Raw genomic sequence first — 14089 nt, 5'->3', positions numbered from 1 at the left:
CATCGAGGCATCCGAGCGTATCGCGACTAGCCGGAAACGGCTCGGGACGTCATTTTCCCGTCGTCTTATAATGTCGCCTTCGCGCCTCATTGCGCCGTAAGCCGTCGCGAAACCCCGTCCGGCGGCAAGGCAATGCACGGCCGCGCACCGCCCCGATTCACTCGACTGGATTCAGTTGGAAAGCAGGAAGATTCAATGAAAGCTACACCTCGGCGCCTGTCGGTTGCACCGATGATGGACTGGACCGACCGCCACTGCCGGTCGCTGCATCGGTCGATTTCGCGCCATACCTGGCTCTATACCGAAATGGTGACGACCGGCGCCCTGCTCCACGGCGACGTCGCGCGCCATCTCGCGTTCACGCCCGAGGAAGCGCCGGTCGCCCTGCAATTGGGCGGCAGCGAACCCGAGGACCTGGCGAAATCGGCTCGGCTCGGCGAGAACTGGGGCTACGACGAGATCAACCTCAACTGCGGCTGCCCTTCCGAGCGCGTGCAGCGCGGCGCGTTCGGCGCCTGCCTGATGAACGAACCGGCGCTGGTGGCTGATTGCGTGAAGGCGATGCGCGACGCCGTGTCGATCCCGGTGACGGTCAAGCACCGGATCGGCGTCGACGCGGTCGAGGATTACGGGTTCGTGCGCGATTTCGTCGGCACGGTCGCCGAAGCAGGCTGCGAGGTGTTCATCGTCCACGCACGCAACGCGATCCTGAAGGGGCTCTCGCCGAAGGAAAACCGCGAGATCCCGCCGCTCAAGTACGACTATGCCTACCGCCTCAAGCAGGATTTCCCCGATCTCGAAATCCTCATCAATGGGGGCATCACCACGCTGGACGAAGTCGAGACGCACCTGCAGCACGTCGACGGCGTGATGCTGGGCCGCGAGGCCTATCACAACCCCTTCGTGCTGGCCGAGGTCGACGCGCGCTTCTACGGCGCCGCCGGCCCGGCGCCGACGCGCGAGGAAATCGAGGATCGGCTGATCGCCTATTGCATCGACGAAGTCGCGCGCGGCAACTACCTGGGCGCGATCGTGCGCCACGCGCTCGGCCTCTACCGCGGCGTGCATGGCGCGCGCGGCTGGCGCCGGGTGCTGTCGGACAGCAAGCGCCTGGCGCGCGGCGACGTTGCGGCGATCTTCGCCGAGGCACGCGCGCACCTGAGCGCGCCGGTCGAAACCAGCGTCGAAGCCGTCCCGGCAGAAAATTTTTAAAAAGGGACTAGACAAGGCGAAAACCTGTCCATATAATCTTGTTCTTCGCTGCTGAAACAAAACAACGGCAACGAAACAGTGGTGGCTGTAGCTCAGTTGGTAGAGTCCAGGATTGTGATTCCTGTCGTCGTGGGTTCGAGTCCCATCAGCCACCCCAAAGAATTCAGAAGTGGGTCTAGTTGAAGGCGGCGCCAATCGAAAGATTGGCGCCGTTTTTGTTTTCAGCTCACGCCGGGCTTAGGCTGGTTCAGGCCGCCTGCGCCCCGCCCGACAACTCCCGATCCACCGCCCCGCGCGCCAGCGCCAGCACCTGGTCGACCACGCTGCGCTCGCTGAGCCAGACGCCGTCGACATGCACCAGCCGCCAACCGATCACCTCGGCCTCGCCGAGCAGCACGCGGTAATGGGCCTTCTCGCCGACCCAGACCTGCTCGGTCTTCACTTCCAGCCGGTAGCCCTTGTACGCCTCGACATAGCCGCCGAGGTCTCGCCCTGTGATATCCATCTTCATTCTCCCGAGCCTCCTCGATCGAAAACCGGTCATTCCGATGATTCCGACAGCACGGCCAGGCCGTCGTCGGTCAGTTCGGCATGCCCATGACGGCCCTGGTACACATAGCCGTCGTTGAGCAGCGCATCGATCACGGGGACATATTCGATCGGCACGGGCCGCGCGGCGCCGAACCGGTCGATCCATTTCAACGCGTCGATCGCGTCAGGACTGAGTGAGGGCAGCATCGAAATCTCCGCCGTGAAGGAGATTTCATCCTAGCACCTCAATATGAAGCACCGCGACTGATAAAACGAAAAACGGGGCCGCAAAGCGCGCGCCCCGTCCCTTCTTCGCATGACAGCCCCTCGCCGGCAGCGGGCTGGCCGCCCGCGCACGGCCTCAGAGACGCGCGATCGACACCTCGGTCGACTTCACCAGCGCGACCACTTCGGCGCCGACCTTCAGTTCGAGCTCGTCCACCGAGCGCGTGGTGATCACCGAGGTGACGATGCCGAAGGGCGTGTCGACGTCGACCTCGGATACCACCGGCCCACGGATGATTTCCTTGACCTTGCCCTTGAACTGGTTGCGTACGTTGATGGCGATGATGCTCATTGATTGGCTCCGATAGGTTCGGTGAAACGGGGCCGGGCAGCGTCAGACCGCCCAGCGGATACGGGTTGCGGGGGCCGGCGCCTCGAAGGCATCGGGCGCGTCGACCACGGGGCCGCCCTCGAGCACGCGTCGCAGCACGCGATCCTCGAGCGCGGCGAAGGCCGCCGAGGCCCGCGCGCGCGGTCGTTCGAGCGGCACCGGCTGGTCGAGCGCGATCTTTCCCGACTCGATCAGCAGGATCCGGTCGCCGAGCGCGACGGCTTCCTGCACGTCATGCGTGACCAGCAGCGCGGTGAAGCGATGCTCGCGCCAGAGACGCTCGATCAGCGCATGCATCTCGATGCGGGTGAGCGCGTCGAGCGCGCCGAGTGGCTCGTCAAGCAGCAGCAGTTGCGGGCGATGCACCAGCGCGCGCGCCAGCGCCACGCGCTGGCGCTGGCCGCCCGACAACTGCGCCGGCCAGTCGTTGGCGCGTTCGAGCAGGCCCACCTCGTCGAGCACGGCGCGCGCGTCCTCGCGCGAACGGCGGCCGAGGCCGAGCATCACGTTCTGCAGCACGGTCTTCCAGGGCAGCAGGCGCGCGTCCTGGAACATGATCCGCGTGTCGAGCGCCTGGCCGGTCTCGCTGCGCTTCACCAGCGCCCCGTCGCTCGGCTTCTCGAGTTCGGCGATCAGGCGCAACAGCGTGGACTTGCCGCAGCCGCTGCGCCCGACGATGGCGACGAAGCTGCCGCGCTCGATCGACAGGTTGAAGTCGCTCAATACCGCACGCTCGCCATAGCGCTTGCCGACCTGGCGCAGCTCGATCGAATGGTCGGCGCTGCGCGCGCTCGCGCCCGCCGCCGCCTCGCGGCGCCGCGCGAGCGGCACCACGTGCGCGCCGGCATCGTGCTCGAGCACGGCCGCCGCCTGGCGGTCGCCGTCGCGGAGGCGCGACTGGGCGAGTTCGGTATCGAGATCGGCGCCGGCGATCGGGCCGTGGCCGGGGTTCAGGGTGCTCGCATTCATGACTTGGCTCCCGGTTGATACGCGGGGTGCCAGCGCAGCGTCGCGCGTTCGAGCCACTTGGCGAGCACGTCGGCGAGCTTGCCGAGGATCGCGTACAGCAGGATGCCGACCACCACCACATCGGTTTGCAGGAATTCGCGCGCGTTCATCGTCATGTAGCCGATGCCCGATTGCGCCGAGATGGTCTCGGCCACGATCAGCATCACCCACATCAGGCCGAGCGCGAAACGCACGCCGACCAGGATCGACGGCAGCGCGCCGGGCAGGATCACGTCGCGGTAGAGCGCGAAGCCCTTCACGCCGTAGCTCTTGGCCATCTCGATCAGGTTCGCGTCCACCGAGCGGATCCCGTGGTAGGTGTTGATGTAGATCGGGAAGAACACGCCGAGCGAGACCAGGAACAGCTTGGCCTTCTCGTCGATGCCGAACCACAGGATCACCAGCGGGATCATCGCCAGCGCGGGGATGTTGCGGATCATCTGGATGGTCGAATCGAGCGCGACCTCGGCGGCCTTCGACAGCCCGGTGGCGAGGCCGAGCACCAGGCCCACGCCGCCGCCGATCGCGAAGCCGACCAGCGCGCGCCAGGTGCTGACCTTGACGTTGGCCCACATGTCGCCCGATTCGATCAGCGACCAGGCCGCGCGCACCACCGCGAGCGGCTCGGGCAGCACGCGGGTGGACAGTGCGCCGGTACGCGCGGCCAGTTCCCAGGCCACGATCAGGCCGATCGGTACCAGCCAGGGGGCGATCGCGCGCCAGCCGCGTCGTGCCACGCCGCGGCCGATCGAGCGGGACCGGGCCTGAGTCTGCAGTGCAGGAGTTGCCATGCGCGCCTCCCTCAGCTCTGGCTCGCCTTGGGCGCGTAATGATTGCCGACCACCTCACCGAACGGCCCCGACAACGGCCCGCTGCGGCGCGTGGCGCTCTCGCCCTTGATCAGCGGGAACACCAGCTCGGCAAAACGATAAGACTCCTCGAGATGCGGGTAGCCCGACAGGATGAAGGTCTCGATGCCGAGCGCCTCGTACTCGCGCATGCGCTCGGCCACCTGCTCGGCGCTGCCGACCAGGGCCGTGCCGGCGCCGCCGCGCACCAGGCCGACGCCGGCCCACAGGTTCGGATAGACCTCCAGGTCCTGGCGCGAACCGCGCTTGCCGCCGTGCAGCGCGGCCATCCGGCGCTGCCCTTCCGAATCCATCTTCGCGAAGGCCTGTTGAGCCCGCGCGATGGTGGCGTCGTCGAGGCGGCTGATCAGCTTGTCGGCATCGGCCCAGGCCTCTTCCTCGGTCTCGCGCACGATCACGTGCAGGCGAATCCCGAACTTGATCTTGCGGCCGCGCGCCTCGGCACGCGCCCGAATGTCGGCGATCTTCTTCGCCACCGCCTCGGGCGGCTCGCCCCAGGTCAGGTAGGTATCGATATGGTCGGCCGCGATCTGGTGCGCCGCAGGCGACGAGCCGCCGAACCACAGCGGCGGATGCGGGTCCTGGACCGGCGGATAGAGCAGCTTGCCGCCCTTCGACTGCAGGTGCCTGCCGTCGAAATCGACCGTGCCGTCCTGGTGCGATTTCGCCAGCAGCTCGCGCCAGATATGCAGGAATTCGTCGGTGATCTGGTAGCGCGTATCGTGGTCGACGAACACGCCGTCACCCTCGAGCTCGGCGGTATCGCCGCCGGTCACCACGTTGATCAGCAGGCGCCCTTCCGAGAGCCGGTCGAAGGTCGAGGCCATGCGCGCCGACAGCCCCGGCGAGGACAGCCCGGGCCGCACCGCGACCAGGAACTTCAGGCGCTTGGTGGCCGGGATCAGGCTCGAGGCGACCACCCACGCGTCCTCGCAGGAACGGCCGGTCGGCAGCAGCACGCCTTCGTAGCCGAGCGTGTCGGCCGCCACGGCGACCTGCCTGAAGTAATCGTAATCGGCCGCGCGCGCGCCTTCGGAGGTACCGAGGTAGCGGCTGTCGCCGTGCGTCGGAATAAACCAGAACACATTCATCTGCTGCTCCTGCCTGACTGTTCTTGCAAAAATTCGGGCAAAGCGAGGCCCTCGGCGCCAATTGGGCACCGAACAGGATCGTCTGCCGGGAATGGGTCTCGCCGGATCGAAACCGGATCGAAGCGCGCGGCGGCCGAGCTCGCCGTGCACGGGAAGACGGGCTTTACCGTCTCTGGGAAATCAGTCTAGGGAGGGGGGCATCGTTTAGGAACGATTTTTTTGAGCTTAGGTTTTCCGCTTTCGTGATTTGCGCGCTGCTGCAGCGAATATCGCGGCGCGCGGGCGGTCGGACCCCGACTCGCCCCTCTATAATGGCGAACCCGAATCCGACCAACCCACGCACCCGGCCCGGCGCCGCGCGCGCCCTAGCTCGCTCCGATGCAGAAAGTCATCCTGCCGTTCCTGTCCGGCTTCCTCGCCGCCCTGTTCTTCCGCGAAGCGACGCTCGCCCTGCTGCACGCGGCCGGGCTGATCGAGACGGCCGGCTTCTCGGTCGAGCCGTTCCTGCCGTTCGGCATGCCGGAGTTCATCGTCAACGCGCTGATCAGCGCGTGCTGGGCGATCCTGATGGCCTGGCTGCTGCGCGTCGCGCCCGAGCGGCGCGCGCCGTGGATCCAGGCGCTGGTGTTCGGCGGCATCGTGCCGACCGCGGCGCGCGTGTTCGCGATCGATCCGCTGCGCGGCATCTGGCCGGCCGGCAACATGCTCTCGCCGCTGGCGGTGGGCTTCGCGGCCAATGCGATCTGGGGCTGGGGGGCGCTGGTGTTCATGCGCGCCTTCATGTCCGACGACGATTACGAGGACTGAGCGGCACGCCGCTCGCTCGACCAAGCGCGGCACCGGATGATCATGCCGGCCGCGCCGCCCTGCGCTCTCCCCGCTCTCTCCTGGCTACACGGCTCGATCACGCAGCGGATGCGTATCGACGGCCCAGGAACGCCGAAACCTCCCGATCAGTGCGCCTGCATCTTCGAGAACAGGTTCAGCACCACCACGCCGGCGATGATCAACGCGAGGCCGATCACGGCCGGCAGGTCGGGTACCTGGCGATACAGCACGATCGCCACCAGCGTGATCAGCACGATGCCGGCGCCGGACCAGATCGCGTAGACGATGCCGACCGGCATGCTCTTGAGCGTGAGCGACAGCCCGTAGAACGCGACGCCGTAACCGGCGATCACGATCACGGTCGGCAGCAGGCGGGTGAACCCTTCGGAAGCGCGCAAGGCGGAGGTGCCGATCACCTCGGCGACGATCGCGATGGCGAGCCAGGCATAGGCGGGCAGCTTCATGATCGATTACTCCCCGGCCAGCGCGAGCGCGGCATAGTCATGGCCGAGCTCGGCGCACAAGGCCTCGACCACCAACTCGTGATCGGCGCGCTGCGGCAGCCCCGAGACGGTGATCGTGCCGATCACGCCGGCGCCCGCCACCGTCAGCGGAAACGCGCCGCCATGCGAGGCGTATTCGGTATCGGGCAGGCCGTGCTTCTCGGCCAGCGTGGTGCCGGCCTGCTTCATGCGCAGGCCGATCGCGTAGGAGCTGCGCCGGAAGTGCGCGACCGTGTTGCGCTTGCGCGCGACCCAGGCGACGTTGTCGGGCGTGGCGCCCTCGAGCGCCGCGAAGAACAGCGGCAGGCCGAAGCCGGCGATCTCGATGGCCACAGCGTGGCCGCGCGCCACCGCCATCTCGCGCAGACGCGTGCCGAGCGTCCAGGCGCGGGCCGTGTCGAATCGGGGAAAGACCAGGGTGTGTTCCTGAACCAGGATCGATTGCAGATCGTGTGCGAAGTCCATAAGCAGGCGTCGAGATGGGCAGGCATCGTGAGCTGCGCGCATCGGCGCACGCTGCCCTGCCACGTGATGGGAAGGATCGGAAACCTCCGGGAGATTCTAGCCCAGCGCCCCTCGCCAACGGCGAGATGACGGGGACAGATAAAACGCTTGCACGAACTTCGAGAAGCCCATATAATTTAATTCTTCTGACGGACGCGGGGTGGAGCAGTCTGGCAGCTCGTCGGGCTCATAACCCGAAGGTCGTAGGTTCAAATCCTACCCCCGCAACCAAGTTGGACAGATGATGGGTCACGGCACTTGAGGCTGGTGGCCCATTTTCTTTTTCGGCGTCCCTTCCGCTATCCTCGGCGGTTCATCCGCCGCAGCGACCGACCGGCACGAATCGCCTCGAAGACATCGCGCCGACATGCTTCGCGGCGCATTCCGAGCGTTCGAGAATGCCCCCGCCCGGTGATACACTCGCATCACCTTTTCGCTCCCCATCCCTATGAAATTCTGCTCAGTCTGCGGCCACGAAGTCATCTCGCGCATCCCTTCCGGCGACAACCGCGAACGCTTCGTCTGCGACCAATGCGGCACGATCCACTACCAGAATCCGCGCAACGTGGTCGGCACGGTGCCGGTGTGGGGCGATCAGGTGCTGCTGTGCCGGCGCGCGATCGAGCCGCGCCACGGCTACTGGACGCTGCCGGCGGGCTTCATGGAGATGGGGGAGACGACCTCCGAGGCCGCCGCGCGCGAGACGCTCGAGGAAGCGGGCGCGCACGTCGAGGTGCAGAACCTGTTCACGCTGCTGAACGTTCCGCACGTGCACCAGGTCCATCTGTTCTACCTGGCGCGCCTGACCGGCCCCGAGTACGAGGCCGGCGAGGAAAGCCTGGAGGTGCGCCTGTTCGACGAGGCCGAGATTCCCTGGGACGACATCGCCTTCCCGACCGTCAGCCAGACCCTGCGCCTGTTCTTCGCCGACCGCGCCGCCGGCAGCTTCGGCGTTCACACCGGCGACATCTTCCGCTCGCTGCGCAACGGCTGACGGGCGCCGCATGGTCCCCTGGCTCGCGGCCGACGATCCCTTCCCGAGCGTCGAACAGGCGCTCGGCCCCGCCAGCGGCGCACCGGGCCTGCTCGCCGCGAGCGCCGAGCTGCGGCCCGAGCGCGTGGCCGAGGCCTATCATCGCGGCATCTTCCCCTGGTATTCCGACGGCCAGCCCGTGCTGTGGTGGAGCCCCGATCCGCGCATGGTCCTGGCGCCGGCCGAGTTCCGCGTCTCCGTCACGTTTCGCAAGACGCTGCGCCGCGTGCTGCGCGACACGCGCTGGGAGATCCGCGTCGACCACGATTTTCCCGCCGTGATGCGTGCCTGCGCGCAGGCACCGCGCGAAGGCCAGCGCGGCACCTGGATCACCGACGAGATCGTCGCCGCCTACAGCGCGCTGCATCGCGACGGGCACGCCCACAGCATCGAGACCTGGCTCGACGGCGAGCGCGTCGGCGGGCTCTATGGCGTAGCCTTCGGCACCATGTTCTTCGGCGAGTCGATGTTCGCGAAGGCCAGCGACGCCTCGAAGATCGCGCTCGCCGGCCTGGTCGCGCACCTGCTCGCGCACCAGGTGACGATGATCGACTGCCAGCAGAACACCGCGCACCTGGCTTCGCTCGGCGGCCGCGAGATCGATCGCCGCGAGTTCGTCGCGCATGTGCGAGACAACGTCGGCCGCGCGCCGATCCCCTGGCGCTTCGACAAGCAGGTGCTCGCGCGACTGACCGGCTCCGCCGCCCAGGACTGACCCGCCGCGCGCAACGCGCGAGGCGCGAGTTCGGCCGCCGCCCCAATCCATTCACGTTCCCGCCTCGCGCCTTCACACTACCGCGCAACAGGCGCCGGGCGCGGCCCGCAACGCGCGGCAAGCCTGCTCGCGACGATGCCGCCGAAGCCCGCGCCGCCCCCTCCTCACGGCGGTATTTTTCATGTTACCTTTGTCGTCATCCGACCGGCCGGCGCTCGCCGAGGCCGGCACCATCCGACAAGACATCCGATGCCCACCCTGACGATTCGTCCCCCGTTCGCGCCGCGTCCCGCGTCGGCTGCCGCACGCGCCTCGCGCGTGGTGAGCCGCCACGCCGGGCCCGCCTGCGGGATCCGTTCGGGTCCGGCTCGGCACGCACTGCGGTCCGGCGATCTGCGCCGGGCCCGCTGACGCGAACCTCCGCCTCGAGAGCTGCCCATGACTCATCCCACCGAGTTGCCGCTTTCACCGCTTTCGGCCCTGCAGTTCTATGCAACGGCGCCCTACCCCTGCAGTTATCTCGATGGCCGCGTGGCCCGCTCGCAGGTCGCCACGCCCAGCCACCTGATCAATTCCGACATCTACACCGAACTCGTCAAGGCCGGCTTTCGCCGCTCGGGCGTGTTCACCTATCGCCCCTACTGCGACGGCTGCCGAGCCTGCATCCCGGTGCGCGTGCCGGTCGACGCCTTCGAGCCGAACCGCACCCAGCGCAAGATGTGGAGCCGGCATCGCGGCCTGGTGGCGACCGTCTCGCCGCTGCACTACGACGAGGAGCACTACGCGCTCTACATGCGCTACCAGTCGGCGCGGCACGCGGGCGGCGGCATGGATCGCGACAGTCGCGACCAGTACGAGCAGTTCCTGCTGCAGAGCCGGATCAATTCACGGCTGGTCGAATTCCGCGACGCGAGCCCAGCCGAGACGGCGGACCGCGACGGCCAGCCAGTCGACGCGCCCGGCACGCTGCGCATGATCAGCATGATCGACATCCTCGGCGACGGCCTGTCCTCGGTCTACACCTTCTTCGAGCCGGAAGACCCGCGCCGCAGCTACGGCACCTACAACATCCTCTGGCAGATCGAGCAGGCACGCAGCCTGCGCCTGCCCTACGTCTATCTCGGCTACTGGATCCGCGAGAGCCAGAAGATGGCCTACAAGGCGAACTTCCGCCCGCTCGAGGGCCTGGTCGACGGACGCTGGCGGCCGCTCGACCCGGCCACCGTGAACCTGCCCCCCGTCGACGCGGCGCTGGCCCGCGCGCCCTTACCCGGTGGCATCGGCGGCATCGGCGGCCAGCGCTGAGGCACGGGCTGGCCGAACGCCGGTCGCGTTCGGTTAAAATGCCGGGTTATCCATTTCCGGCCCCGGCCCCCTCGTCGTGTTCAGCTCCCTTTATCCGCTCGCCCGCGCGTCCCTGTTCAAGATGGACGCCGAAGATGCCCACCACCTGACGCTGCGCATGCTCGGCGCCGCCGGCCGCACCGGCCTCGCAAGCCTGCTCGCGCCCAGCGTGCCGGAGGTGCCGCGCACCGTGATGGGCCTCACGTTCCGCAACCCGGTCGGGCTCGCGGCGGGACTCGACAAGGACGGCGCCTGCATCGACGGCCTGGCCGCGCTCGGCTTCGGCTTCATCGAGGTCGGCACGGTCACGCCGCGCGCGCAGCCGGGCAATCCGCGCCCGCGCATCTTCCGCCTGCCCGAGGCGAACGCGGTGATCAACCGGATGGGCTTCAACAACCACGGTGTCGACCAGTTCGTGAAGAACGTACAGGCGGCCCGCTATCGCGGCGTGCTGGGCCTGAACATCGGCAAGAACGCCGACACGCCGATCGAGCGCGCGGCCGAGGACTATCTCTACTGCCTCGAGCGCGTCTACCCGTTCGCGAGCTACGTGACGATCAACATCTCCTCGCCGAACACCAAGAACCTGCGCCAGTTGCAAGGCACCGACGAGCTCGACGCGCTGCTCGCCGCGCTCAAGGACAAGCAGGCGCGCCTGGCCGACCTGCACGGCAAGCTGGTGCCGCTCGCGCTGAAGATCGCCCCCGATCTCGACGACGAGCAGGTCAAGGAAATCGCCGCGCTGCTGCTGCGCCACCGGATCGAGGCGGTGATCGCCACCAACACCACGCTCTCGCGCAGCGCCGTGCAGGGCCTGCCGCATGCCGAGGAAACCGGCGGCCTGTCGGGCCGCCCGGTGTTCGAGGCCTCCAACGAGGTGATCCGCAAGCTGCACGCCGAACTCGGCGCGGCGGTGCCGATCATTGGGGTTGGCGGCATCTTTTCGGGCGAGGACGCGCGTGCGAAACTCGCCGCCGGTGCCGCCCTGGTGCAGCTCTACACGGGCTTCATCTATCGCGGTCCGCCGCTGGTGGCCGATTGCGTGAAGGCGATCGCGCGCGGCTGAAACCGGTTATATAGAAATAGACAAACGATAGTTAGACATCGATTGCCTCATCGCTATGATGCCTGCCTGTCGTCAACGCCTGCTGCGGGCATTACAGGGTAAAGAATGAAGATTGTGTCGCTGAAGAAGCTCCTGACCGCCGCCCTGATCGGCGCCTCGTTCGTCGCCGCCACCTCCCACGCGGCCGACCTGCTCGACGAGGCCAAGCAGCGCGGCACGCTGCGCATCGGCCTGGAGGGCACCTTCCCGCCGTTCAACTCGAAGGCGCCGTCGGGCGAGCTGGTCGGCTACGACGTCGACATCGCCAAGGCCGTGGCCGCCAAGCTCGGCCTCAAGCCGGAATTCGTCACCACCGAATGGAGCGGCATCATCGCCGGCCTGCAGGCGGGCAAGTTCGACGTGATCGTGAACCAGGTGGGCGTGACCGACAAGCGCAAGGAAGTGCTGGACTTCTCCCCGGCCTATACCTACTCGGCCGCGCAGCTGATCCAGCGCAAGGACGACACGCGCAACTTCAAGTCGCTCGACGAGCTGAAGGGCAAGAAGCTCGGCGTCGGCCTCGGCACCAACTACATGGACATGGCCAAGTCGGTGCCCGGCATCGACGTCAAGACCTACCCGGGCGCGCCCGAGTACCTGCGCGACCTGGCCGCCGGCCGCCTGGACGCGGCACTCAACGACCGCCTGATGCTGGCCTACCTGCTGAAGAACTCGCAGCTGCCGCTGCGCACCGGCGCGACGCTGGAAGCCGGCCAGCCTTCGGCGATCCCGTTCAAGAAGGGCAATCCGAAGTTCGCCAAGGCGATCGACGACGCGATGACCCAGCTCGAGGCCGACGGCACCTTCACGAAGATCTCGGACAAGTGGTTCGGCATCGACGTCTCGAAGCCGCTCAAGTAAAGCGGCACGCGTGACGACGAAGGGCGGCATCGGTAACGATGCCGCCCTTCGTTTTGTTTCCGCTCGGTTTATTATTGCGCTTTTCGCGCCCGCCCCAACCGCCCCACATGTCGATCCCATCCCTGCTCGTCGATTCGCTGCCCGTGCTTGCGCAGGGCGCGGTCCTGACCGTCAAGTTCGCCGTCCTGTCGATGGTGTTCGGCCTCGTCCTCGCCGTGGTGCTGGCGCTGATGGGCATCGCCCGCAACCGCGTGCTGAACGCGATCGCGCGCATCTACGTGAGCCTGATGCGCGGCACGCCACTGCTGGTGCAGATCTTCGTGATCTACTACGGCCTGCCGAGCCTGGGCATCTCGCTCGATCCGACGCCGGCCGGCGTGATCGCGCTGTCGGCCAACGTCGCGGCCTACATGTCCGAAAGCATGCGCGGCGCGATCCTCGGCATCGAGAGCGGCCAGTGGCTCGCCTCGTACAGCCTGGGCCTGTCCTGGGGGCAGACGCTGCGCTACGTGATCGGCCCGCAGGCGCTGCGCATTGCCGTGCCGAGCCTGTCGAACAGCCTGATCAGCCTGATCAAGGACACCTCGCTGGTATCGGTGATCACCGTCACCGAGCTGCTGCGCAGCGCCCAGGAAATCATCGCCTCGACCTACCAGCCGCTGCCGCTCTACCTGGCCGCGGCTGCCGTCTACTGGGTGCTCTGCCAAGTGCTCGAATGGGTGCAGCGCTGGTGGGAACGCCGGCTCGCCCTGCCGACTCGCCACTGAAGTCGCGCGAGCGAGCCTGGCTCGCTCGCCCCTTCGCTCACCCTCTCGCTCAAGCCGCGCCGGAATCCCGGTCCGCCGCGAAACGCACGCCGAGCGCCGCCCGCGCGGCATCGCTCATCGCGATCATGCGACGCGAATGCGCGTGCGTCATCACCGGGCTCTCGGTCAGCCCCTCGCGCAGCAGCGCGCAGAAGTGCTCGGTCTCGTAGTTGAGGCCGCCGCCCGAGAACGGTTCGTCGAGCTCGACCACCCGGCCGTCGACATAGCGGATCGTCGCCTTGGCCGGGTTCCACCAGTTCTCGTGGATCGTCACGGTGCCGCCCTCGGCGGCCAGCAGCGCGTCGCCGCGCCCCGCAAGGTCCAGCCCGCAGAACAATTGCGCGATGCCCTGCTCGTGGCGGCTGTTCAGGCTCGCGAACAGGTCGACGCCGGTCGTGCCGAGCCGGCCCAGCGTCTGCACCTCGAGCGGCTCGCCGAGCCAGTCGACCGCCAGGAACATCTCGTAGATGCCGATATCGAGCAGCGCGCCGCCCGCGCCCTCGAAGCTGAAGCTGGGATGATCGGCCGGCACCGTCGCGATCGAGCAGCCTGCCCGCACCAGCCGGATCGGACCGACCGGATCCTGCGCCAGGTGCTCGCGCAGGCGCCGGTACAGCGGATAGAACGGCGGCTTCATCGCCTCCATGAACAGCAGCCCGGCCGACTTCGCGGCCGCCAGCACCGTGTCGAGCTCGCGCGCGTTGACGGTGGCCGGCTTCTCGCAGAGCACGGCCTTGCCGGCCGCGAGCGCGGCCAGCGCATAGGCGGCATGGCTGTCGTTGTGGGTGGCGATGTAGATCGCGTCGAGATCGGATGCGCAGAGCGCCTCGAAGCTCGCCACCGGCGAGCCGCCGAGCTCGGCGCAGAAGCCGGCGGCCGCTTCGGCGCGGCGCGCCCAGACGTGGGTGAGCGTGGCGCCCGCCACGTGCTGCAGCGATTGCGCGAAGCGGCGCGCGATCGCGCCGGCACCGACGATGCCGAAACGAATCGTGCGAATCGCCGGGTTCGATTGGGAAGAGGAAAGGCTCATGGGAATCGGAAGGAAGCGGAACTGCCACGCCGG

The 14089-nt window shown here is 67.7% G+C and carries 17 protein-coding genes and 2 tRNA genes; 10 read left to right on the top strand and 9 right to left on the bottom strand.

Translation table 11 applies throughout. The features are described from left to right. Positions 1 to 195: 195 nt before the first annotated feature. Positions 196 to 1212, top strand: coding sequence for a tRNA dihydrouridine(20/20a) synthase DusA (gene dusA, locus F3J10_RS08070; RefSeq protein WP_167241844.1), 1017 nt, complete (start codon positions 196 to 198; stop codon positions 1210 to 1212). Positions 1213 to 1293: 81 nt separating this feature from the next. Beyond that, positions 1294 to 1369, top strand: a tRNA-His gene (locus F3J10_RS08065). A gap of 90 nt (positions 1370 to 1459) precedes the next feature. On the opposite strand, the gene F3J10_RS08060 is transcribed toward F3J10_RS08065, so the two are convergent. The 6 genes from F3J10_RS08060 to ssuD form a co-directional block, all read right to left on the bottom strand. Continuing rightward, positions 1460 to 1717, bottom strand: a complete 258-nt coding sequence (locus F3J10_RS08060; RefSeq protein WP_013697843.1) for a hypothetical protein — start codon at positions 1715 to 1717, stop codon at positions 1460 to 1462. Between the two features lie 35 nt (positions 1718 to 1752). Further along, on the bottom strand, positions 1753 to 1950 hold the full coding sequence (locus F3J10_RS08055; protein ID WP_013697842.1) for a hypothetical protein: 198 nt from the start codon (positions 1948 to 1950) through the stop codon (positions 1753 to 1755). Positions 1951 to 2104: 154 nt separating this feature from the next. Further along, positions 2105 to 2320 (bottom strand): molybdopterin-binding protein, encoded by a 216-nt coding sequence (locus tag F3J10_RS08050; RefSeq protein ID WP_013697841.1) that lies wholly within the window; start codon positions 2318 to 2320, stop codon positions 2105 to 2107. 42 nt (positions 2321 to 2362) lie between these two features. Continuing rightward, positions 2363 to 3328 (bottom strand): ATP-binding cassette domain-containing protein, encoded by a 966-nt coding sequence (locus F3J10_RS08045; protein WP_025101272.1) that lies wholly within the window; start codon positions 3326 to 3328, stop codon positions 2363 to 2365. Beyond that, on the bottom strand, positions 3325 to 4158 hold the full coding sequence (ssuC, locus tag F3J10_RS08040; RefSeq protein ID WP_025101273.1) for an aliphatic sulfonate ABC transporter permease SsuC: 834 nt from the start codon (positions 4156 to 4158) through the stop codon (positions 3325 to 3327). Before ssuC ends, F3J10_RS08045 begins: the two co-directional genes overlap by 4 nt. Positions 4159 to 4169: 11 nt before the next feature. Further along, positions 4170 to 5327, bottom strand: coding sequence for an FMNH2-dependent alkanesulfonate monooxygenase (gene ssuD / locus F3J10_RS08035; RefSeq protein ID WP_013697838.1), 1158 nt, complete (start codon positions 5325 to 5327; stop codon positions 4170 to 4172). Positions 5328 to 5705: 378 nt separating this feature from the next. Between ssuD and F3J10_RS08030 the strand changes: the two genes are divergently transcribed. After that, complete coding sequence (locus tag F3J10_RS08030) at positions 5706 to 6134, top strand: hypothetical protein (protein WP_025101274.1); 429 nt, start codon at positions 5706 to 5708, stop codon at positions 6132 to 6134. Between the two features lie 146 nt (positions 6135 to 6280). On the opposite strand, the gene F3J10_RS08025 is transcribed toward F3J10_RS08030, so the two are convergent. After that, positions 6281 to 6619 (bottom strand): multidrug efflux SMR transporter, encoded by a 339-nt coding sequence (locus F3J10_RS08025; protein WP_013697836.1) that lies wholly within the window; start codon positions 6617 to 6619, stop codon positions 6281 to 6283. Positions 6620 to 6625: 6 nt separating this feature from the next. Beyond that, positions 6626 to 7123, bottom strand: a complete 498-nt coding sequence (locus F3J10_RS08020) for a heme-degrading domain-containing protein (RefSeq protein WP_013697835.1) — start codon at positions 7121 to 7123, stop codon at positions 6626 to 6628. A gap of 193 nt (positions 7124 to 7316) precedes the next feature. Between F3J10_RS08020 and F3J10_RS08015 the strand changes: the two genes are divergently transcribed. The 7 genes from F3J10_RS08015 to F3J10_RS07985 all read left to right on the top strand — a co-directional run bounded on the left by F3J10_RS08015 (position 7317) and on the right by F3J10_RS07985 (position 12987). Further along, positions 7317 to 7393 (top strand) — tRNA-Met (locus F3J10_RS08015). 217 nt (positions 7394 to 7610) lie between these two features. After that, the gene (locus F3J10_RS08010; protein WP_025101275.1) at positions 7611 to 8156 is read left to right on the top strand and encodes an NUDIX hydrolase; all 546 of its coding nucleotides are present in this window, start codon (positions 7611 to 7613) and stop codon (positions 8154 to 8156) included. A 10-nt stretch (positions 8157 to 8166) separates the two neighbouring features. Next, the gene (aat, locus tag F3J10_RS08005) at positions 8167 to 8910 is read left to right on the top strand and encodes a leucyl/phenylalanyl-tRNA--protein transferase (RefSeq protein WP_167241843.1); all 744 of its coding nucleotides are present in this window, start codon (positions 8167 to 8169) and stop codon (positions 8908 to 8910) included. A gap of 438 nt (positions 8911 to 9348) precedes the next feature. Next, entirely contained in the window at positions 9349 to 10215 is an 867-nt protein-coding gene (locus F3J10_RS08000) for an arginyltransferase (RefSeq protein WP_167241842.1), read from the top strand. A gap of 76 nt (positions 10216 to 10291) precedes the next feature. Continuing rightward, positions 10292 to 11320 (top strand): quinone-dependent dihydroorotate dehydrogenase, encoded by a 1029-nt coding sequence (locus F3J10_RS07995; protein ID WP_166913569.1) that lies wholly within the window; start codon positions 10292 to 10294, stop codon positions 11318 to 11320. A 105-nt stretch (positions 11321 to 11425) separates the two neighbouring features. Then, positions 11426 to 12220: a cystine ABC transporter substrate-binding protein gene (locus F3J10_RS07990; protein ID WP_025101279.1), complete on the top strand. Its 795-nt coding sequence runs from the start codon at positions 11426 to 11428 to the stop codon at positions 12218 to 12220. Between the two features lie 107 nt (positions 12221 to 12327). Continuing rightward, on the top strand, positions 12328 to 12987 hold the full coding sequence (locus tag F3J10_RS07985) for an amino acid ABC transporter permease (protein ID WP_025101280.1): 660 nt from the start codon (positions 12328 to 12330) through the stop codon (positions 12985 to 12987). Positions 12988 to 13036: 49 nt separating this feature from the next. On the opposite strand, the gene F3J10_RS07980 is transcribed toward F3J10_RS07985, so the two are convergent. Then, positions 13037 to 14056, bottom strand: coding sequence for a Gfo/Idh/MocA family oxidoreductase (locus tag F3J10_RS07980; RefSeq protein WP_167241841.1), 1020 nt, complete (start codon positions 14054 to 14056; stop codon positions 13037 to 13039). Between the last annotated feature and the right edge of the window lie 33 nt (positions 14057 to 14089).

Source organism: Burkholderia sp. Cy-637, from assembly GCF_011753175.1.
Taxonomy (GTDB): Bacteria; Pseudomonadota; Gammaproteobacteria; order Burkholderiales; family Burkholderiaceae; genus Burkholderia; species Burkholderia gladioli.
The sequence above is the reverse complement of the archived record's forward strand: the minus strand, read 5'-3'. Positions and strand labels throughout refer to the sequence as shown.